The 19,197-nt window shown below is 63.2% G+C and carries 18 protein-coding genes; 5 read left to right on the top strand and 13 right to left on the bottom strand.

The annotated features are described in order from the left end of the window. Positions 1–95 precede the first annotated feature (95 nt). Together hrcA and BMI86_RS11220 are read left to right on the top strand one after the other, a co-directional pair. Positions 96–1,157 (top strand): heat-inducible transcriptional repressor HrcA, encoded by a 1,062-nt coding sequence (gene hrcA, locus BMI86_RS11225; protein ID WP_078541489.1) that lies wholly within the window; start codon positions 96–98, stop codon positions 1,155–1,157. Between the two features lie 5 nt (positions 1,158–1,162). Continuing rightward, positions 1,163–1,711 (top strand): nucleotide exchange factor GrpE, encoded by a 549-nt coding sequence (locus tag BMI86_RS11220; protein ID WP_078522675.1) that lies wholly within the window; start codon positions 1,163–1,165, stop codon positions 1,709–1,711. 58 nt (positions 1,712–1,769) lie between these two features. On the opposite strand, the gene mutS is transcribed toward BMI86_RS11220, so the two are convergent. Beyond that, positions 1,770–4,415 (bottom strand): DNA mismatch repair protein MutS, encoded by a 2,646-nt coding sequence (gene mutS / locus BMI86_RS11215; protein ID WP_078541488.1) that lies wholly within the window; start codon positions 4,413–4,415, stop codon positions 1,770–1,772. Between the two features lie 119 nt (positions 4,416–4,534). On the opposite strand from mutS, the gene BMI86_RS11210 reads away from it, so the two are divergent. Then, a complete protein-coding gene (locus BMI86_RS11210) occupies positions 4,535–6,802 on the top strand; it encodes an NADP-dependent malic enzyme (protein WP_078541487.1) in 2,268 nt (755 codons plus the stop codon). A 39-nt stretch (positions 6,803–6,841) separates the two neighbouring features. On the opposite strand, the gene phoB is transcribed toward BMI86_RS11210, so the two are convergent. From phoB to tsaD, 11 genes are all read right to left on the bottom strand, one after another. Next, positions 6,842–7,534: a phosphate regulon transcriptional regulator PhoB gene (gene phoB / locus BMI86_RS11205; protein WP_078522678.1), complete on the bottom strand. Its 693-nt coding sequence runs from the start codon at positions 7,532–7,534 to the stop codon at positions 6,842–6,844. A 14-nt stretch (positions 7,535–7,548) separates the two neighbouring features. Beyond that, on the bottom strand, positions 7,549–8,238 hold the full coding sequence (gene phoU, locus BMI86_RS11200; RefSeq protein WP_152844554.1) for a phosphate signaling complex protein PhoU: 690 nt from the start codon (positions 8,236–8,238) through the stop codon (positions 7,549–7,551). A gap of 14 nt (positions 8,239–8,252) precedes the next feature. Beyond that, positions 8,253–9,050, bottom strand: a complete 798-nt coding sequence (pstB, locus tag BMI86_RS11195; RefSeq protein WP_078522679.1) for a phosphate ABC transporter ATP-binding protein PstB — start codon at positions 9,048–9,050, stop codon at positions 8,253–8,255. Positions 9,051–9,065: 15 nt separating this feature from the next. Continuing rightward, positions 9,066–10,418 (bottom strand): phosphate ABC transporter permease PstA, encoded by a 1,353-nt coding sequence (pstA, locus tag BMI86_RS11190; RefSeq protein WP_078541486.1) that lies wholly within the window; start codon positions 10,416–10,418, stop codon positions 9,066–9,068. Continuing rightward, complete coding sequence (gene pstC, locus BMI86_RS11185) at positions 10,415–11,896, bottom strand: phosphate ABC transporter permease subunit PstC (RefSeq protein ID WP_078541485.1); 1,482 nt, start codon at positions 11,894–11,896, stop codon at positions 10,415–10,417. Before pstC ends, pstA begins: the two co-directional genes overlap by 4 nt. 81 nt (positions 11,897–11,977) lie before the next feature. Further along, positions 11,978–13,018 (bottom strand): substrate-binding domain-containing protein, encoded by a 1,041-nt coding sequence (locus tag BMI86_RS11180; RefSeq protein WP_078541484.1) that lies wholly within the window; start codon positions 13,016–13,018, stop codon positions 11,978–11,980. 131 nt (positions 13,019–13,149) lie between these two features. Continuing rightward, positions 13,150–13,833 (bottom strand): CbiX/SirB N-terminal domain-containing protein, encoded by a 684-nt coding sequence (locus BMI86_RS11175; protein ID WP_078541483.1) that lies wholly within the window; start codon positions 13,831–13,833, stop codon positions 13,150–13,152. A 249-nt stretch (positions 13,834–14,082) separates the two neighbouring features. Continuing rightward, positions 14,083–14,505, bottom strand: coding sequence for an EVE domain-containing protein (locus BMI86_RS11170; protein WP_078522684.1), 423 nt, complete (start codon positions 14,503–14,505; stop codon positions 14,083–14,085). Then, positions 14,505–14,774, bottom strand: coding sequence for a YciI family protein (locus BMI86_RS11165; protein ID WP_078541482.1), 270 nt, complete (start codon positions 14,772–14,774; stop codon positions 14,505–14,507). Before BMI86_RS11165 ends, BMI86_RS11170 begins: the two co-directional genes overlap by 1 nt. A gap of 1 nt (position 14,775) precedes the next feature. Beyond that, entirely contained in the window at positions 14,776–15,732 is a 957-nt protein-coding gene (locus tag BMI86_RS11160) for an NAD(P)H-dependent glycerol-3-phosphate dehydrogenase (RefSeq protein ID WP_078541481.1), read from the bottom strand. Further along, the gene (gene tsaD / locus BMI86_RS11155) at positions 15,729–16,823 is read right to left on the bottom strand and encodes a tRNA (adenosine(37)-N6)-threonylcarbamoyltransferase complex transferase subunit TsaD (protein ID WP_078541480.1); all 1,095 of its coding nucleotides are present in this window, start codon (positions 16,821–16,823) and stop codon (positions 15,729–15,731) included. The genes BMI86_RS11160 and tsaD overlap by 4 nt, the downstream gene beginning before the upstream one ends. Before the next feature lie 73 nt (positions 16,824–16,896). On the opposite strand from tsaD, the gene BMI86_RS11150 reads away from it, so the two are divergent. Next, on the top strand, positions 16,897–17,622 hold the full coding sequence (locus BMI86_RS11150) for a uroporphyrinogen-III synthase (RefSeq protein WP_078541479.1): 726 nt from the start codon (positions 16,897–16,899) through the stop codon (positions 17,620–17,622). 61 nt (positions 17,623–17,683) lie between these two features. On the opposite strand, the gene BMI86_RS11145 is transcribed toward BMI86_RS11150, so the two are convergent. Then, the gene (locus BMI86_RS11145) at positions 17,684–18,340 is read right to left on the bottom strand and encodes a hypothetical protein (protein WP_143594776.1); all 657 of its coding nucleotides are present in this window, start codon (positions 18,338–18,340) and stop codon (positions 17,684–17,686) included. Between BMI86_RS11145 and BMI86_RS11140 the strand changes: the two genes are divergently transcribed. Further along, the gene (locus BMI86_RS11140; protein WP_143594775.1) at positions 18,303–19,190 is read left to right on the top strand and encodes a hypothetical protein; all 888 of its coding nucleotides are present in this window, start codon (positions 18,303–18,305) and stop codon (positions 19,188–19,190) included. The genes BMI86_RS11145 and BMI86_RS11140 overlap by 38 nt on opposite strands. Positions 19,191–19,197 lie beyond the last annotated feature (7 nt).

Raw genomic sequence — 19,197 nt, 5'->3', positions numbered from 1 at the left:
CACCCCATTTGATCGCCCATGCGCAGCGATGCAACCCCCGTGCCGTGATTGACCTTCGGCTTCGCGCGGCTTTAAGTCAGCAGGGATGAAGCGCGATGAGTGACCAGAACGATATTCTTTCCGAACTGAACGACCGCTCCCGCGAAGTGTTTCGCCGGGTGGTTGAAGGCTATCTGACGACCGGCGGTCCCGTGGGCTCGCGGAGCCTGACCCGAGAGATGAACGAGAAGCTCTCCGCGGCGACGATCCGCAACGTGATGCAGGACCTCGAATATCTCGGGCTTCTGGACAGCCCCCATGTCTCTGCCGGACGCGTTCCGACGCAGACGGGGCTGCGGCTGTTCGTCGATGGGGTGATGGAGGTGAACCATCTCGGCGAAGAGGACCGCGCTGCGCTGGATGCCACGATGGGGGCGAATTCAGGCGATGTAGGGTCTTTGTTGGATCGGGTTTCGAGCGCGCTTTCGGGGATGACACAGGGCGCGAGCCTCGTTCTGACGCCGAAACACGAAGCCCCGATCCGGCATATCGAATTCGTCTCGCTCTCGCCCGACCGGGCGTTGGTGGTGCTCGTCTTCGCTGACGGTCAGGTGGAAAACCGGGTTTTCACGCCACCGCTGGGGCAAACGCCGTCTTCGATGCGGGAAGCCGCGAATTTCCTCAACGCGATGGCTGAGGGGAAAACGCTGTCGGAACTGCGCGGTCACATTGCGCGCCAGATCGCGAACCATCGCACCGAAATCGATTCGCTCGCGACCGAGCTGATCGACAGCGGATTGGCCGCTTGGGAGAACAAAGGCGAGCGCTACGAGCGGCTGATCGTGCGCGGTCGTGCCAATCTTTTGGGCTCCGAAGACGACCTCGACCGCATCCGCTCGCTGTTCGACGATCTCGAACGGAAACGTGACATCGCCGAATTCCTCGATCTGGCCGAGGATGGCGAGGGCGTGCGTATTTTTATTGGCTCTGAGAACAAACTTTTCTCTCTTTCGGGTTCCTCTTTGGTTGTCTCTCCATATATGAACGCTGACCGAAAGATCATTGGTGCGGTGGGCGTGATTGGGCCGACCCGGCTCAACTACGGGCGCATCGTGCCGATCGTGGACTACACAGCGCAACTGGTCGGGCGGATGATCTCCGGCCAGGGCAAAGGATGAATGGCATGAGCGAGAAAAAAGACGAGATTGCCGAGGATCAGGCGCATATCGACGAGAGCTTCGAGGATGTGCTGTCCCATGAGGAAGACGAGCTCGAGGCATTGCGTGCGGAGCGCGACGATTATCGCGACCGATTCATGCGCGCGCTGGCAGATGCCGAGAATGCGCGCAAACGTGCCGACAAAGAGCGTCAGGAAGCCTCGAATTACGGTGGGACGCGTCTGGCGCGCGACATGCTGCCCGTGTTCGACGCGCTCTCGCGTGCGCTCGAAGCCGCGAACGAGGATGTTCGTTCGCAAGCCGGGCCGTTCCTCGAAGGGGTCGAGCTGACCCAGCGCGAATTGCTCAACGTGTTCGCCCGTCACGGCATCACCACGGTGGCGCCCGAGGTCGGTGAGAAATTCGACCCGCAGATGCATGAGGCGATGTTCGAAGCACCCGCGCCCGGCACCAAAGCCGGCGACATCATTCAGGTCATGGAGAACGGCTTCATGATCCACGACCGGCTGCTGCGGCCGGCGAAAGTGGGCGTCAGCTCCACTCCGAAATCCTGATCGGCAAGGCTGGGGGAGCTGCCCCCAGACCCCCGGGATATTTCTTCCAAAACGAAGATCACTCCGTGAGAAGCGCGCGAAGCTCGTAGAGGGCGTCGAGCGCGTCTTTCGGCGTCATGTCGTCTGGAATGAGGGCTTTCAGCCGCTCTTCCAGCTCCGACGGACCTGCGGGAGCGGCGGCCGGTTGCGGTGTGTTAGACACTGAAAACAGCGGCAGATCGTCGATCACCGCCTGTTTCTTTCCGCCTCCTTCGCGTTCGCCCTTCTCCAGCGCATCGAGCACGATCCGGGCGCGCTCCACGACGGAATGCGGAAGCCCGGCGAGGCGCGCGACCTGAACCCCGTAGGAGCGGTCGGCGGCGCCTTTGCGAACTTCGTGCAGGAAGATTACCTCGCCTTCCCATTCCTTGACCGCGACGGTCGCATTCTCGACGCCGTCGAGCTTGGCCGACAGCGCGGTCATCTCGTGGTAGTGGGTCGCGAAGAGCGCGCGGCAGCGGTTTGACGCGTGAAGATGTTCCATGACCGCCCAAGCGATCGAGAGCCCGTCATAGGTCGCGGTGCCGCGGCCAATCTCGTCGAGGATCACCAGAGCGCGGTCATCGGCCTGATTGAGGATCGCGGCGGTTTCGACCATCTCGACCATGAAGGTTGACCGGCCCCGCGCCAGATCGTCCGCCGCGCCGACACGGCTGAAGAGCTGAGACACAAGGCCGATATGGGCGGATTTCGCCGGAACGAAGCTGCCCGCCTGTGCGAGAAGCGCGATCAGCGCGTTTTGACGCAGGAAGGTCGATTTACCGGCCATGTTGGGACCGGTGAGCAGCCAGATCGCGGGGGGCGCGCCCTCGGTCAGTTCGCAGTCATTCGCGATGAAAGGCTCGCCGGATTTCTTCAGCGAGGCTTCGACCACCGGATGTCGCCCGCCCTCAATCTCGAACGCGTGGCTGTCATCGACAGTGGGTTCTGCCCAGTCTTCGTTGCGGGCGAGTGTCGCGAAGGCGCTGGCGAGGTCGATTTCGGCAAGCGCGCGCGAGGCCTCGTTGATCGGGCCCGCGCGGTCGAGAATGGCCTGTCTCAGGCTGGAATAGAGCCTTTTTTCGATCTCAAGCGCGTGGTTTCCGGCATTGAGAATCCGGGTTTCGATCTCGCTCAGTTCGACGGTCGTGAAACGCACCTGGTTCGCGGTGGTCTGACGGTGGATGAAGCGTTCCGACAGCGGCGGGGCGAGCATCTTCTCGGCATGGGTGGCCGTGGTTTCGATGAAATAGCCCAGAACGTTGTTGTGCTTGATCTTCAGCGAATTGATCCCAGTGGCCTCGATATATTCCGCCTGCATCTTAGCAATCACGCCGCGGCCCTCGTCGCGCAGCTGGCGCGTCTGATCGAGATCTTCGTCGTAGCCCGTCGCGATGAAGCCGCCATCGCGCGCGAGAAGCGGTGGTTCAGCGATAAGCGCCGCGTCCAGAAGGGCGGTGAGGTCGTCATGGCCCGTGAGGGCTTTCGCAGCCTCGGCGAGAAGCGGTGGGGCCTCGACGGCGGACACCGCTTCGGCGATCCGCTCGGCCTGCTCCAACCCGTTGCGGATCGCGGCCATGTCGCGCGGGCCGCCGCGGTCGAGGGCGAGACGTGACAGCGCGCGATCCATATCAGGGCAGCGCTTCAGATCGGCGCGGATATCTTCGGCAAATCGACCCTGTTCCAGCAGAAAACGCACGGAATCGTGCCGTGCGTGGATCTCGGTCAGGTTCCGGGACGGGGCGGAGATCCGGCGTTCGAGAAGCCGTGCGCCACCTGCCGTCACCGTGCGGTCGATCGCGTTGAGGAGCGAGCCCTCGCGTCCGCCCGACAGAGCTTGCGTCAATTCCAGATTACGCCGCGTGGCGGCGTCGATCTGCATCGCTGCGCCGCTGTCTTCATGCACGGGACGGCGCAGCAGGGGCAGTTTCCCTTTCTGCGTGATCTCGAGGTAGTCGACGATGGCGCCCATCGCGGCCATCTCGGCGCGGGTGAAGCTGCCGAACGCATCGAGAGAGCCGATCGAATAGAGCGACAGAAGCCGCGTCTCGGCGGCCTGACTGTCGAAGCTTGCGCGAGAAAGCGGCGTCATCGCGGCTCGCATATCAGAGACTATTTCGGCGCAGTCGGCTTCTTTGGCCTCGCTGACCAGAACTTCACGCGGCGCAAGCCGGGCGAGCTCGGGGCCCAGCCGTGACAGCGGGCAGGGCGTCACGCGGAATTCGCCGGTGGAGATATCGACCCAGGCAATCGCAGCCTCGTCACGCACTTCGGCCCAGGCGGCGAGGAAATTGTGGCGGCGCGCCTCCAGCAGGCTTTCCTCGGTTAGCGTGCCGGGCGTGACCAGCCGCACCACATCGCGTTTCACGACGGATTTCGAGCCGCGCTTCTTCGCCTCGGCCGGATCTTCCATCTGCTCGGCAATCGCCACGCGGAAGCCTTTGCGGATCAGCGTCAGCAGATAGCCCTCGGCCGCGTGCACGGGAACGCCGCACATCGCGATGTCCTCGCCCAGATGCTGTCCGCGCTTGGTCAGCGCAATGTCGAGCGCGGAGGCGGCATCGACCGCGTCCTGAAAGAACATCTCGTAGAAATCACCCATCCGATAGAACAGGAGTGCGCCCGGATTGGCCTCCTTGATCCCCAGATACTGTTCCATCATCGGTGTGACGGTCGGCTTGGCCATGTGCCCCCCATTTGCTGGTCGCGCGACCCTACAAAACCCCGGATTCGGGCGCAATTCCGTTGAGTGGCGGATCACGGGACGTTAAACGGGTTCGGACCTGCAGGAGGAGCACCGGCCCAATGCCCAGCAAGAACCGTATCACGCCCGAAGAGGCTCTGGCGTATCACCTCGACCCGCATCCGGGGAAATACGACGTCACGGCGTCGAAGCCGATGACGTCGCAGCGCGATCTGTCGCTGGCCTATAGCCCGGGCGTCGCGGTTCCGGTGGAGGCGATCGCCGAGAATCCCGAGCTGGCCTACGACTACACGGTGAAGGGCAACATGGTCGCCGTGATCTCGAACGGCTCGGCCATTCTGGGGCTTGGCAATCTCGGGGCGCTGGCCTCGAAACCGGTGATGGAGGGCAAGGCGGTCCTCTTCAAGCGTTTTGCCGACGTGAACGCGATCGATATCGAGCTTGATACCGAGGATGCCGACGAGATCATCAATGCGGTGAAGCTGATGGGGCCGACCTTCGGGGGGATCAACCTCGAGGATATCAAGGCGCCGGAATGCTTCATCATCGAGCAGCGGCTCAAGGAGCTGATGGACATCCCGGTGTTCCACGACGATCAGCACGGCACGGCGGTGATCTGTGCGGCGGGGCTGATCAACGCGCTGGAGCTGTCGGGCAAGAAGATCGAGGACTGCAAGATCGTGCTTAACGGCGCGGGCGCTGCGGGCATCGCGTGCCTTGAGCTTGTGAAAGCGATGGGCGCGAAGCATGACAATTGCATCATGTGCGACACCAAGGGCGTAATCTATCAGGGGCGCACCGAGGGCATGAACCAGTGGAAATCGGCGCATGCGGCGGTGACCGAGGCGCGCTCGCTCGAAGAGGCGATGGAAGGCGCGGATGTTTTCCTCGGCGTCTCGGCCAAGGGTGCGGTGACGCCCGAGATGGTGCAGTCGATGGCTGACAATCCGGTGATCTTCGCGATGGCGAACCCGGACCCGGAGATCACGCCGGAAGAGGCGCAATCGGTGCGTCCCGATGCGATCGTGGCGACGGGGCGGTCGGATTACCCGAACCAGGTGAACAACGTCCTCGGGTTCCCCTACCTGTTCCGTGGCGCGCTCGACATCCACGCCCGCGCGATCAATGACGAGATGAAGATCGCCTGCGCCAACGCCTTGGCGGAGCTGGCGCGCGAGGATGTGCCCGACGAGGTCGCGATGGCCTATGGGCGCAAGCTGAGCTTCGGGCGCGATTACATCATTCCGACGCCCTTCGATCCGCGACTGATTCACGTGATCCCGCCGGCGGTTGCGAAGGCCGGGATGGATACCGGCGTTGCCCGGCGTCCGATCATCGACATGGAAGGCTATGCCCAAAGCCTCAAAGCCCGGATGGACCCGACCGCGTCGATCCTGCAGGGCATCCAGAGCCGGGCGCGTCAGGCGCAGGCGAAAATGATCTTTGCCGAGGGCGATGACGAGCGGGTGCTGCGCGCCGCCGTGGCCTATCAGCGCTCCGGCATGGGCGAGGCGCTGGTCGTGGGTCGCGAGCAGGACGTGAAGGAAAAGCTCGAAGCGGCTGGCTTGGGCGATGCCTATCGCGAGCTGCGCGTGGTGAATGCGGCCAATTCCAAGAATACCGAGAGCTACAAGGACTTCCTTTATGAGCGTCTGCAACGACAGGGTGTGGATCGCGAGGATGCGCACAAGCTGGCGACGCGCGACCGGCATGTCTTCGCGGCGCTGATGCTGGTGCATGGGCATGGCGACGCGATGGTCACGGGCGCGACCCGGAAATCGGCGCATGTGCTGGAGCTGATCAACAAGGTGATCGACGCGAAGCCCTCGGATGGGGCGGTCGGGATCACCGCCCTTCTGAACAAGGGTCGCGTGGTGCTGATCGGCGATACGCTGGTGCATGAATGGCCCGACGAGAACGATCTGGCCGATATCGCGACGGCGGGCGCGCATGTCGCCCGCGGTCTGGGCCTTGAGCCGCGCGTGGCTTTCTGTTCCTTCTCGACTTTCGGCTATCCGGTCTCGGAACGGGCCACGAAGATGCATGTCGCGCCGAAAGTGCTCGACGCGCGCGGGGCGGATTTCGAGTATGATGGCGAGATGACCGTCGATGTGGCGCTCAACATGGATCAGATGAAGAACTACCCGTTCTGCCGTCTGACCGGCCCCGCCAACATTCTCGTCGTGCCGGCACGCCATTCGGCTTCGATCTCTGTGAAACTGATGCAGGAGATGGCGGGAGCGACCGTGATCGGCCCGATCCTGACCGGGACGAGCCACGCGGTGCAGCTGTGCTCGACCACGTCGACGGTGAACGACATCCTGAACATGGCGGCGCTTGCCTCGTGCAAGCTGTGCCTGAAGGACTGAATTGAAAAGGCGCGCGGTGATCCGCGCGCCTGTTTCGCTTTATCCCAGCGCGTAACCCGTGCCGCGCACCGTGCGCACCGGATCATCCCCGCCATTGGCCATCAGCGCCTTGCGCAGCCGCCCGACATGGACGTCGATGGTGCGGGTGTCGACATAGATGTCGCGCCCCCAGACCCGGTCGAGCAGTTGATCGCGGGTCCAGACGCGGCCCGGTTTCTCCATCATCGTCGAGAGCAGCCGGAACTCGGTCGGCCCGAGTTTCAGCGGCTGGCCGTTGCGGAAGACGCGGTGCTCCTCGGCATCGAGGATGATGTCCTCGAAGCTCAGCCGCTCGCCCATCGTCGCGGGCCGGGTGCGGCGCAGCTGGGTGCGGACGCGGGCCATAAGTTCCACGACCGAATAGGGTTTCACGACGTAGTCGTCCGCGCCGGTCTCGAGGCCCCGCACCCGGTCCACCTCTTCGGAGCGTGCCGAGAGCATGATGACCGGAATATTGCGGGTCTCGGAATTGGCCTTCACGCGGCGACAAATCTCGATGCCGGAGACGTTGGGCAACATCCAGTCCAGCACGATCAGATCGGGCTTCTCTTCCTTCAGGAACAAGAGGCCCTCGTCTCCGTTCTCCGCCATCACGACGCGAAACCCTTCGGCTTCGAGGTTGTAGCTGAGAACTTCGCGCTGGGCGTTTTCGTCTTCAACCACAAGGACACAGGGTTGTTGGGCTGGCGACATTTCTCAGGTCTCCGTCACATTACGCTCGAGCTTTTCGGGCGCGCGTCTTCCGGCATTTCGCCGGTCACGAGGTAGATCACCTGCTCGGCGATCGTGGTCGCATGGTCGCCCATCCGCTCGATGTTCTTGGCGATGAAATGCAGGTGCATGCAGGGCGTGATGTTGCGCGGATCTTCCATCATGTAGGTCAGGAATTCGCGGAACAGCGCGTTATACATCTGGTCCACTTCAAGATCGCGCTCGCGCACATCGGCGGCCAGTTTCGGGTCGCGCTGGATATAGGCGTCGAGCGCGTCTTTCAGCATCGCTTCCGTCGTGCCCGCCATGCGGCGGATCGCGGTTGCGGTGCCGCTGATCTGCGGCCCGTCGGACAGGACCTGTGTGCGCTTGGCGATGTTCTTCGCGTAGTCGCCGACCCGCTCGAGGCTCGCCGAGATCTTGATGACCGAGAGCGCCATGCGCAGGTCGCGCGCGGCGGGGGCGCGCAGGGCGATCAGGCGCGCGGCCTCTTCGTTGATCTTCTCTTCCAGCTCGTCGACGGCGCGGTCGCGGGCCCGGATCTGCTCGGCCAGTTCGAGATCGCGCACTTCGAGCGCGCGGGCGCTCTCAAGGATCTGCTCCTCGACGAGGCCGCCCATTTTGACGACCAGAGCCTGCACCGCTTCTAGATCGCGGTCGAAGGCGGAAAGAATGTGCTCGCTCATGATTATTTGCCTCCTCAGCCGATCCGGCCGGTAATGTAGCTTTCCGTCCGGCTGTCGGACGGGTTGGTGAAAATCTTGTCTGTGTCGTCGTATTCGACGAGGTTTCCGAGGTGGAAGAACGCGGTCTTCTGACTCACGCGCGCGGCCTGCTGCATCGAGTGCGTCACGATCACCACCGAGAAATTCGCGCGAAGCTCGTCGATCAGTTCCTCGACCTGCGCGGTCGCGATCGGGTCGAGCGCCGAGCAGGGCTCGTCCATCAGCAGCACTTCCGGCGAGGTCGCGACGGCGCGCGCGATGCACAGGCGCTGTTGCTGACCGCCCGAAAGCCCGGTGCCGGGCGCGTGCAGGCGATCTTTCACCTCGTTCCACAGCGCGGCCTTGCGCAGCGAGTCCTCGACCACCTGATCTAGCTCGGCCTTGTTCTTCGTCAGGCCGTGGATTTTCGGCCCGTAAGCCACGTTGTCGTAGATCGACTTCGGGAACGGGTTCGGTTTCTGGAACACCATGCCGACCTTGGCGCGCAACTGCACCGGATCGACGCGCTTGTCGTAGATGTCTTCGCCGTCGAGTTTGATATCGCCCTCGACGCGGCAGATATCGATCGTGTCGTTCATCCGGTTCAGGCAGCGCAGGAAGGTCGACTTCCCGCAGCCCGACGGGCCGATGAACGCGGTGACGGTCTTGTCGAGAATATCGACATCGACGTCCTTGATCGCGTGGGTGTCGCCGTAATGGACCTGCACGTTGCGTGCGGTGATCTTGATGTCGTCAGTGGTCACGGCTCTCTCCGTCAGGCTCATGTCTTCCATGTTTCTCGCGCTCCCTTACCAACGACGCTCGAATTTGCGGCGCAGGATGATGGCGATGATGTTCATGCCCAGAAGGAAGATCAGCAGAATGATGATACCTCCCCAGGCGCGTTCGTAAAATGCCGGGTCGGCGCGCTTGGCCCATTCGTAGATCTGCGCGGGCATGGCCGAGTTGGGCGAGACGAAGCCGTCGAGGAACCCGTCCGGCGAGTTGGTCGCGATATAGCCCACCATCCCGATCAGCAGGAGCGGTGCGGTTTCGCCCAAGGCCTGCGCCAGACCGATGATCGTGCCGGTCAGGATGCCGGGCATCGCCAGCGGCAGAACGTGGTGGAAGACCGATTGCATTTTCGAAGCACCCACACCGAGGGCTGCGTCGCGGATCGAAGGCGGCACGGCTTTCAGCGCGGCGCGGGTCGAGATGATGATCGTCGGCAGGGTCATCAGCGTCAGCACGAGGCCACCGACCAGCGGGGCCGATTGCGGCAGATGCGCGAACTGGATGAAGACCGCGAGGCCGAGGATACCGAAGACGATCGACGGCACCGCGGCGAGGTTCGAGATGTTCACTTCGATCAGGTCGGTGATGCGGTTCTTCGGCGCGAATTCTTCCAGATAGATCGAGGCAGCGACCCCGATCGGCAGGGCCAGCACCAGCACCACCAGCATCATGTAGAACGAACCCAGCATCGAGATCCCGATCCCGGCCTGTTCGGCGCGGCTGTCGGACGCGTCGGCGCCGAAGATGAAGGCCCAATTGAAACCTTTGTGGATGATGCCCGCGTCGCGCAGCTGATCGACAAGGTCAAGCTGCGCCACGGTGATGTTCTTGTCCTTGGCGATCTCGTCGCGATGCACCCGGCCCTTGAGGTAGCTGTCCACCCGCGACGAGGCGAGAATCTTGAAATCCACCGTCGTGCCGATGATCGACGGGTCGGCGAGCACCGTGTCGCGTACCTGGCTCGCAGCGGAGGCCGAGATCAGGTTCTTCATGTCCTTCGCCTTGGCGAGATCAGTCGTCGCGCCGGATTTCTCCACGGCGTCGAGCAGAGCTTTCTCGATCAGCGGCTTGTAGGTGAAGGTGGTCGCCTTCTTCAGATCCTCCGGATCGCGGTTACCCTTCTTGTCGAGCTTAGCGGCGTCCAGATAGACCGGCACCTCGACGAAGGTCTGCTGAAACGCGGTGGCGCCGTTGGAGATGATCGTTACCAGCAGGATCACGAGGAACGCGAGACCGATCCCGATCGCGCCGATCCCCAGCGCCTTGAAGCGTTTCTCGGAGGCGTTGCGGCGTTTCGTGCGCGCATCGAGATGATGCAGCGAACGCGTCGCGGGTTGGCCTGCGCCGTGTTGGGTCGCATCACTCATTCGTATTGCTCCCGGTATTTGCGCACGATGTAGAGCGCGAAGATGTTGAGCCCGAGCGTCAGGACGAACAGCGTCATGCCGAGCGCGAAGGCGACCAGCGCCTCGGGGGAAGCGAAATCAGCGTCGCCGGTCAGCTGCGAGACGATCTTGGCGGTGACGGTGGTCATGGCGTCGAACGGGTTCATGCTGAGCCGCGCGGCGGCGCCTGCGCCCAGCACCACGATCATCGTCTCGCCAATGGCGCGCGAGGTCGCGAGAAGCACCGCGCCGACGATGCCGGGCAGGGCTGCGGGCAGGATAACCTGCTTGATCGTTTCGGATTTCGTCGCGCCGAGGCCATAGGAGCCGTCGCGCAAGCTTTGCGGCACCGCGTTGATGATGTCGTCGGACAGCGAGGAGACGAAGGGGATCAGCATGATGCCCATCACCAGACCCGCGGTCATCACCGCCGTGCCCGCATGCATCCAGCCGCCATCGGCCATCGCAGCGGTCGGACCATTCGCGCCGAAGATCGACAGCAGGAACGGGCCCACGGTCAGAAGGGCGAAAAGGCCGTAAACGATGGTCGGGATCCCGGCGAGGACTTCCAGAAGCGGTTTCACGACGCCGCGCACCGATTTGGTCGCGTATTCCGACAGGTAGACGGCGGCGAACAGCCCGATCGGCACCGCGACCAGAAGGGCCACCAGCGAGATGTAGAGCGTCCCCCAGAGAAGCGGCAAGATGCCCAGCTCCGATCCGCCGCCGAAGCTCGGCGACCAGGTCGTGCCGAAGAAGAAGTCGGTGATCGGATAGAGGCGGAAGAACTCGATCGTGTTGAAAACCAGCGACAAAACGATGCCGATCGTCGTCAGGATCGCGATGGAGGCCGCAGCGATCAGCAGAACGCGCACGCCTTTTTCGACCGTGTTGCGCGCGCGGAAATCCTTGTTCGTGCGCAGGTAGGCGAAGGCAAAGCCCGCGATGGCTGCCAGCAGAACCAGTACCGTCATCGCCAGATCGCCCACCGAGGTCATGCCGCGATAGGTCTGTGCCGCGTTCAGCGTCGCCGGATCGACACTGGAGCCGAGCGCGACCCCGACCGAGCCGAGAATTTCGCGCAGGTCCGTGGTTTGCAGATCGATATTCGCCGCTTGCCGTGCGCTCAGCGCGCCTTGGGCAATTGCGGTGTCGAGACCGTCGGCAACACGCCGGACATCGGACATCACGAGGCTCATGTTCGAGCCGTCCAGCAGCGCATCGGGAATTTCGGCGGAGACGCGGGCATTCACGATCAGCGGCTGTGCCACCATCCAGACCAGCAGCAGCAGAAGCGCCGGCACGGCGGTGAACATCGCGACGTTGAAGCCATAGTAATTCGGCAGGCTGTGCAGAGACCGTCGGTCTTCGCCTGCCGAATGCAGCGCACGCATACGGCCCATCACGAAGCCGACGACTGCCAGCACGACCACGATCACAACGATCCACAAAACAGGCATTTCAGCCCCACCAGTTGAAAATAACCAAAAAGGAAAAAGGGGGCAGCGAAATAAGCCGCCCCCTGAAGATAGCGGTCTCGATTACGAGCCCGAACCCATGGTCACTTCGTTCGACACGGCGTCCTGGGTCTTGGCCAGTTCCGGGTCAGCAACGAGGCCGTACTGAGCGAGCGGGCCGTCGGGGCCAGCGATCTCGTCGGAGACGAAGAACTCAGCGTATTCCTTCAGGCCGGGGATTACGCCGATATGCGCTTTCTTGACGTAGAAGTAGAGCGGACGCGACACCGGGTACTCGCCCGAAGCGATGGTCTCGGTCGAGGGCTCGATGCCCGACATGGTCGCGACTTTCAGCTTGTCGGTGTTGTTCTCGTAGAACGCCAGACCGAAGACGCCGATGCCGTTCGGGTTCGAACCGATGCGGGCGAGGGTCTCGGTGTAGTCGCCGTCGATGTCGACAGCCTTGCCGTCGGTGCGGACTTCCATGCAGGCCTTGCCAGCCGCTTTTTCGTCCATGCCCGAAGCGATGAAGGCTTCTTTCGCGCCGGTCGCTTCACAGCCAGCTTCCAGAACCTTCTCTTCGAAGACTTCACGGGTGCCGTGCTTGGTGCCCGGGATGAAGGCGATGATGTCGGCATCCGGCAGGTCGGAGTTGAACTCGTTCCACTTGGCGTAGCCGTTGTCGACGATTTCGCCGTCCTTCAGGACCTTCGCGCCGAGCGCGTTGAAGATGTCCGAGGGGGTGAAAGCGTTGAAGGCCGGGCCGTCTTTTTGCGACGCGAAGACGATGCCGTCATAGCCGATGCGGACTTCCATGATGTCGGTGACGCCATTGTCGGCGCAGGTCGCGACTTCTTTGTCCTTGATCTTGCGCGAAGCGTTCGCGACGTCGATCGTGTTTTCGCCAACGCCTTCGCAGAAGCGTTTCAGGCCAGCCGAGGAACCGCCCGATTCCACGACCGGGGTCGGGTAATCGAAGTTTTCGCCGAAAGCTTCGGCGACGATGGAGGCGTAGGGCAGCACGGTCGAGGAACCGGCGACCTGGATGTTGTCACGCGCGAAAGCGGCGGTGCCCGAAGCGGCAACGATCGCGATCGCGGAGGCGGCGAGGTTGAACGATTTCATAGATCACTCCCAGTGTTCTCAAATTTGGGCCGTCGAGTGGCCTCAGCGCGGTCCTAGGGGTCTTCGGTGACGCTTATGCAAACATTATGTAACAGCTATGTGACAATCTACGAGTCCGTGAAGGTTCGTGATCAGCCCCGCGAAATCGCCTGTGCAATCAGGACGGGAACCTCACGATGGGCCCCGATCTCGGGCAAAAGGCGCCCCCGATAGCTAGCTGCTTGCAAGGCCTCAGGAATATCGCCTGTCACATGTCCTGCCCGCAGCGCGAAGAAAGGCAGACACACGCCATCCGGGTGCGCGCGGGCCACATCTTCGAGGAACGGGGGCTCTTCGATCAGGGCCACATGAATCTCCGGCATCGCGGAATTGCGGCCCAAGGTCTCGGCCATGTCATAGACCGAATTGCGCGATTTTCGCGATATTTTCGACCCGTGTGCTACGAGAATCAGCGGCGAGTCGGCTGGGATTCCCTTCGAAGCGCGGGCCTCAAGGATCACTCTGGTCAGCAGATCGGGCAGCGCAGGGTCGACGCCAAACGGCTCCAACTGGCGCGCTTGCGAGCGCGCCGCCTCCAGCCGCCGCGGAAGTTCGGTCTTGGTGAACCAGCCCTGCGCCATGAAATAGGGATAGATCAACGGATCTTCGTGCCGCGCCAAGGCGGCCTCCAACGATCCCGGTTTTGCAAGGGTCGCGGCGTCTATCTTGCGGCCCGGCATCTCCTCCGAGACCTTATTGGCCAAGGAAAACAGAGCCTTCTCCTGAATTTCAGGCTCGGACGGGGATCCATGGGCGACGAGAATGACCGGCTGCATGCCCCTAGATTAGCGCGGCGGCGCGCTATGGCAATCACGCGTTTTCGACGTGAGTTTTCGGTTAACGCCCTGAATTTTAGGAATATTGTCCGTAGATGCCATTTGCGCGACCGCATCTTTGCATATACGCATAAGGCAGAGGCCAGGATGGCCAGACCCGAGATTTAGTTTCACGTGTGGTGCGTAGGGGTGCACGTGGGTGAAGGAGGGTTCTGGCTGGGGTGCCGGAACCCTCCTGTTTTATCCGGTTCAGGTCGGATCGGTCTCGCCCATCTCGCAGACGATCTTCCATTCCTCTTCGGTAACCGGCTGAACCGACAGCCGCATCGAGGTCACAAGCGACATCTCCGACAGGCGCGGCTCGCCTTTCACATCGGCCAGCGTGACCGGCTTGGTGAAGGGCCGCACCGCCTTGAGGTCCACGCAATCCCAGCGCGGATCGTCGGTCGTGGAATCTGGATGGCTCTCGGCCACGACCTCGCAGATGCCGACGACTTCCTTGCCGATATTCGAATGGTAGAACAGGCCGCGATCGCCGATCTTCATCTCGCGCATGTTGTTGCGCGCGAGATAGTTGCGGATGCCGTCCCATTCCTCGCCCGCATCGCCCTTGGCGACCAGATCGTCCCAGGAAAACTTGTTGGGTTCCGATTTGAACAGCCAGTACCGCATCAGCCGATTACCTTCTTCCACGCCTTGACCTGCACATCCTCGAACAGTCCCGCCTTGGCATAGGGATCGTTCGCGGCCCAGTCCTGCGCGGCTTCGAGGTTGTCGACCTCCACGATCACGAGCGAGCCGACCATCTGGTCATTCTCGATAAACGGGCCCGCCATGAAGACCACGCCGGTTTCTTCGATATAGGCGAGGTGCTTCTCGCGGTTGTCCATCCGGGTTTGCAGAGCGCCGGGCTTGTCGCGGCAGATCACGGCAAAATACATCTCATTCCTCCTTCAAGGGGCGGGCGAGCAGAGCCTGCATCGCTTCATCCACGCTGATTGACTGTTCGGTAAGCGCCATAACCATCGCGGCCACCGGAATTTCCAGACCGCGCGCATGGGCCAGCTTGTTCAGGGCCTGCGCGGTCGCGGCGCCCTCGACGGTGATAGAGGGATCGAAGGCTTCGCCCGCGCCGATCGCGTGGCCCAGCCGGAAATTGCGCGATTGCGCCGAGGTGCAGGTCAGCACCAGATCGCCGAAGCCGGACAGGCCCGACAGCGTCTCGGGCCGGGCTCCCAGCTCCGTCGCGATCCGCAACATTTCGGCGAAACCGCGGGTCATCAGCGCAGCGCGCGCGGAATCCCCAAGCCCCGCGCCGATCACAGTGCCCGCGGCGATCGCGTAGACATTCTTCAATGCGCCGCCGAGTTCCGCCCCGGTCGTGTCGGTCGTGCGATACAGCCGCAGCGTCGGCGTCGACAGCTCGGCCTGCAGTTCCTCGGAATGATCGGCGCAGGCCAGCGTAAGCGCAGTCGGCAGGCCGCGCGCGATATCGCCGGCAAAGCTCGGCCCGGTCAACACGGCAGCCCGCGCGCCCGGCACTTTCGCGCGGATCAGGGCTGTCGGCCCCTGGCCGGTGGAGAGGTCGATGCCTTTCGAGCAGGAGACGAGGGTCTTGCCCGCAAGCGTGTCGGAATGGGCGTCGAGAAACCCGGCCATTTTCTGCATCGGCATCGCGAGAAGCAGCGTCTCAGCCTGCAGCGCATCTGCGATTTCCGCCGAAACAGTGACGTTTTCGGGCAGTTTGACACCCGGAAGGCGGCGCGCGTTCTCACCGTTCTCACGCATGGCCTGCACATGCTCGGCATCGCGCCCCCAAAGGGTCACCGGCCCGTTTTGCGAGAGCGTCACCGCCATCGCCGTGCCGAAAGCGCCCGCGCCCAAGACCGAAATACTCATGCCTTGGCCCCCTTCTTTCCCGATCCAAGAAGCGGTGCGGCGCTACGATCCAGCGGCCAGCGGGGGCGGGCGGTCAGGTCCATCCCGTCTTGCGCGCCACTGCGGAACCGTTCGATCCCGGCCCATGCGATCATCGCCGCGTTGTCGGTGCAAAGCTTCAAAGGAGGGGCTACGAATTCGGCGCCCATTTCACGTGAAACAGTCTCTAATCCAGCCCGAATGGCCTGATTTGCCGCGACACCGCCTGCGACCGCGAAGCCGGGGTTGGCGGGCGCGAGTTTCAGGTATTCTACCAAGGCGCGGCGCGATTTTTCGACAAGAACATCCGCAATCGCCTGCTGAAACCCGGCGCAAAGATCGGCGCGGATCTGGCGCGGAAGCCCGCCATGCTCTGCCACCACTCGATCGCGGGCGCGCAGCAGTGCGGTCTTCAGCCCAGAGAAGGACATATCGCAGCCCGGCCGATCCAGAAGGGGGCGCGGGAAAGCAAAAGCCTTGGGATCGCCCTTGCGCGCCTCGGCCTCGACCAACGGTCCGCCGGGTTGGGGCAGAGCCATCAGCTTCGCCGCCTTGTCGAAGGCCTCGCCCGGCGCGTCGTCGATCGTGCCGCCGAGCCGCGAGAAATCCTCCGGCCCTTTCGCGATCAGAAACTGGCAATGCCCGCCGGAAACAAGCAGCATCAGATAGGGAAAAGCGAGCCCATCGGTCAGGCGCGGGGTGAGCGCATGGCCAGCCAAGTGGTTCACGCCGACCAGCGGCAGACCCGCCCCGGCGGCGAGGCCCTTGGCGCACATCACGCCCGACATCACCCCGCCGATCAGCCCCGGACCCGCCGTCACCGCAATGCCATCCAGCGCGTCGAGCCCAAGCCCGGCTTGCTCCAGCGCCTCTTCGACGCAGAGATCGAGCTTCTCGGCATGGGCGCGCGCGGCGATTTCGGGGACCACGCCACCGAAGGCCGCATGAAGATCGGTCTGCCCGGCGACGACGCTCGAGAGGATCTCCGGCTGGCCATCCGTCAGGCGCACGATCGCCGCTGCCGTATCGTCGCAGCTCGATTCCAGCCCGAGAAAGGTCAGCGTATCGGTCATCGGGGCGCCTGTTGCGTGGGTTATCCAACGCAGGTAACACCGGGGAAGCGTTCGCACAATCCCGGGGCGGTGGATGGACAGCCAGCCTGAGAGACCGATTCTCCTCGTCACGCGACCCGCCGTCGCGACAGAAGGATTCGTCGAGGCATTTCGCAACAGGTTTGGGCATGATTGGCCCGTCATCGTCTCTCCGCTCACTGAGATCGAGTCTCTGGACACGCCGATCCCCGAGTTTCAGACCGCAATCTTCACCTCGCAAAATGCCGTGGCTGCGTTCCGACGATTGGCTCAGGGACAGGGCCGTCGCGCCTATTGCGTGGGGCAGCGCACGGCGCAGGCGGCGCGCGAGGCCGGGTTCGACGCCATAGCCGGGCCAGGCGATGCGGAGGCGTTGAGCGAAATAATCGCGCAACGTGAGCTCGGCGGAAAACTGCTGTTCGTGAGGGGAGAGCAGGTCGCCTTCGATCTCGAAAACCGGCTGACTTCCGCCGGAATAGAGACTGAATCCGCGATCATTTACCGCCAGGCCTCACGCCCGTTGAGCGATGAGGCGCAGGCGGTTCTGCGCGCATCGCGCCCTGTTTTAGTGCCGATTTTCTCGCCAAACGCGGCGGATCGCTTCCTAAATTCTATGCCCGATGCGCCTAAGCCGCCGCTCTTTGTCGCAGCCATGAGCGAGGCAGTGGCGTCTCGCCTCAAAAGCGCTAGCTTGTGCCATCTGGAAGTTGCCTCGCATCCCGATGCGCAAGGGATGCTCGATGCGCTTGCCGTCTTGCTGCAAAGGCAAAAGGCGGGTTGAGCAGTCGCGGACTGACTTCTAAGTTGATGTGAACGCGCAATTTGGTGCGGCAGTGGAGGGCTTAGACGATGGCGAAACGGACAACCGGGAAATCTTCCGATACGAGCAAGCCGGAAGACGCGAAATCGACGACCGAGTCCGAGACCAAATCCGACGCAACCTCTTCGCAAACCCCGAAGGATAGCAAGGCCGCCACGACTCCCGAGGCGACGGATAAGTCGAGTGCGGCTGCGACCAGCAAGCCCGCTGCGGCATCGAAATCGAGCACGCCTGCGAAGTCGTCCCCCACGTCTACGCCAGCGACGAAAGCGGATACCTCCAAGAGCGCGAGCGGGACCGCCAAGCCGACCTCCACACCGGCAACCAAGGCGGAGACCCCTGCAAAATCCGATCCGGCACCGAAGTCTGGTTCTGCGACTGCGAAGGCCGAGACGACCTCGACCCCGGCCACGACCAGTGCAAAACCGGAGGCCGAGCCGAAGCAAACGACCGCACGCGGCGCATCGGAAGATAAAGCGCAGGCTGCGAAACCTGCGAGCGCCGCGACGACCAGCAGCGCCACGACCACCGACAAGACCCCGCCGAAAAGCGATACGGCAAAGGCGAGCACCTCGTCCCAGCCGGTGATCGAAAAGCGCGGCGGGTTCGGGTCCGCTTTCCTGGGCGGTGTGATCGCGGCTGTGATCGGCGCAGGCGTCGCGATCTGGGCGATCCCCAATCTGCCGCCGCAGCTTGCGGGATTGCTGCCGACCGCGCCGGCCCCGGTGGACGAGGCGGCCATTCAAGCCAAGCTCGATGACCAATCGAAGCAAATCGGCCAACTCTCCGAAGAGATTGCGACCCTGAAATCGTCGCAGCCGCCTGCGCCGGACCTGTCTGGTGTGCAAAGCGCGCTCGATCAGGTCAATGCGGAGATCCGGGCGAATAAATCTGCGCTGGAAGATCTGAAAACGCAGATCGCGTCGCTGCAGACCGACACTGGCGGCAGCGCGGCGCAAGCCGAGATCGAAGCGGCCGCGAAAGCCGCCGAAGCCCGGATCAAAGAAGCCGAAGCGCAGGCGCAGAGCCTGAAATCGCAAAGCGAGGCGGCCGCCAAGGCGGCGATGACGCAGGCTGCGGCGGCGCGCGTGAAAGCGGCGCTGGATGCGGGCACCTCGCTCGATGCACCGCTGGCCGATCTGCGCGACGCGGGTGTCGAAATCCCTGCGGCGCTCAGTGGTGACATTCCGAGCCTGCAGTCGCTGCAATCGAGTTTCCCGGATGCCGCGCGGGCAGCGCTTCAGGCAGCGCGCCGCACCGAGACGGGCGGCTCGATCGGCGATCGCGTCGGCGCCTTCCTTCTAGCTCAGACCGGGGCGCGCTCGGTCGCGCCGAAAGAGGGCGATAGCGCAGATGCGGTCCTGTCGCGTGCGCAGGCCGATGTCGACCGGGGGGCTTTGTCCGAGGCGCTCGACGAGATCGCGAAACTGTCCGACCCCGCGCAGGAGGCGATGTCCGACTGGGTGAACCAGGCGAAAGCACGGGTGGCTGCGATCGACGCGGCCAACCAGCTTGGCGCGACGCAATAAGGAGACA

It is taken from the genome of Thioclava sp. DLFJ5-1 (genome assembly GCF_002020115.1).
GTDB classification, from domain to species: Bacteria; Pseudomonadota; Alphaproteobacteria; order Rhodobacterales; family Rhodobacteraceae; genus Thioclava; species Thioclava sediminum.
The sequence above is the reverse complement of the archived record's forward strand: the minus strand, read 5'-3'. Positions and strand labels throughout refer to the sequence as shown.

Bases quoted from the DNA above. Each gene is read 5' to 3' on its own strand.
- hrcA (WP_078541489.1), top strand. From the start codon at position 96: ATGAGTGACCAGAACGATATTCTTTCCGAACTGAACGACCGCTCCCGC.
- BMI86_RS11220 (WP_078522675.1), top strand. From the start codon at position 1,163: ATGAGCGAGAAAAAAGACGAGATTGCCGAGGATCAGGCGCATATCGAC.
- mutS (WP_078541488.1), bottom strand. From the start codon at position 4,415: ATGGCCAAGCCGACCGTCACACCGATGATGGAACAGTATCTGGGGATC.
- BMI86_RS11210 (WP_078541487.1), top strand. From the start codon at position 4,535: ATGCCCAGCAAGAACCGTATCACGCCCGAAGAGGCTCTGGCGTATCAC.
- phoB (WP_078522678.1), bottom strand. From the start codon at position 7,534: ATGTCGCCAGCCCAACAACCCTGTGTCCTTGTGGTTGAAGACGAAAAC.
- phoU (WP_152844554.1), bottom strand. From the start codon at position 8,238: ATGAGCGAGCACATTCTTTCCGCCTTCGACCGCGATCTAGAAGCGGTG.
- pstB (WP_078522679.1), bottom strand. From the start codon at position 9,050: ATGGAAGACATGAGCCTGACGGAGAGAGCCGTGACCACTGACGACATC.
- pstA (WP_078541486.1), bottom strand. From the start codon at position 10,418: ATGAGTGATGCGACCCAACACGGCGCAGGCCAACCCGCGACGCGTTCG.
- pstC (WP_078541485.1), bottom strand. From the start codon at position 11,896: ATGCCTGTTTTGTGGATCGTTGTGATCGTGGTCGTGCTGGCAGTCGTC.
- BMI86_RS11180 (WP_078541484.1), bottom strand. From the start codon at position 13,018: ATGAAATCGTTCAACCTCGCCGCCTCCGCGATCGCGATCGTTGCCGCT.
- BMI86_RS11175 (WP_078541483.1), bottom strand. From the start codon at position 13,833: ATGCAGCCGGTCATTCTCGTCGCCCATGGATCCCCGTCCGAGCCTGAA.
- BMI86_RS11170 (WP_078522684.1), bottom strand. From the start codon at position 14,505: ATGCGGTACTGGCTGTTCAAATCGGAACCCAACAAGTTTTCCTGGGAC.
- BMI86_RS11165 (WP_078541482.1), bottom strand. From the start codon at position 14,774: ATGTATTTTGCCGTGATCTGCCGCGACAAGCCCGGCGCTCTGCAAACC.
- BMI86_RS11160 (WP_078541481.1), bottom strand. From the start codon at position 15,732: ATGAGTATTTCGGTCTTGGGCGCGGGCGCTTTCGGCACGGCGATGGCG.
- tsaD (WP_078541480.1), bottom strand. From the start codon at position 16,823: ATGACCGATACGCTGACCTTTCTCGGGCTGGAATCGAGCTGCGACGAT.
- BMI86_RS11150 (WP_078541479.1), top strand. From the start codon at position 16,897: ATGGACAGCCAGCCTGAGAGACCGATTCTCCTCGTCACGCGACCCGCC.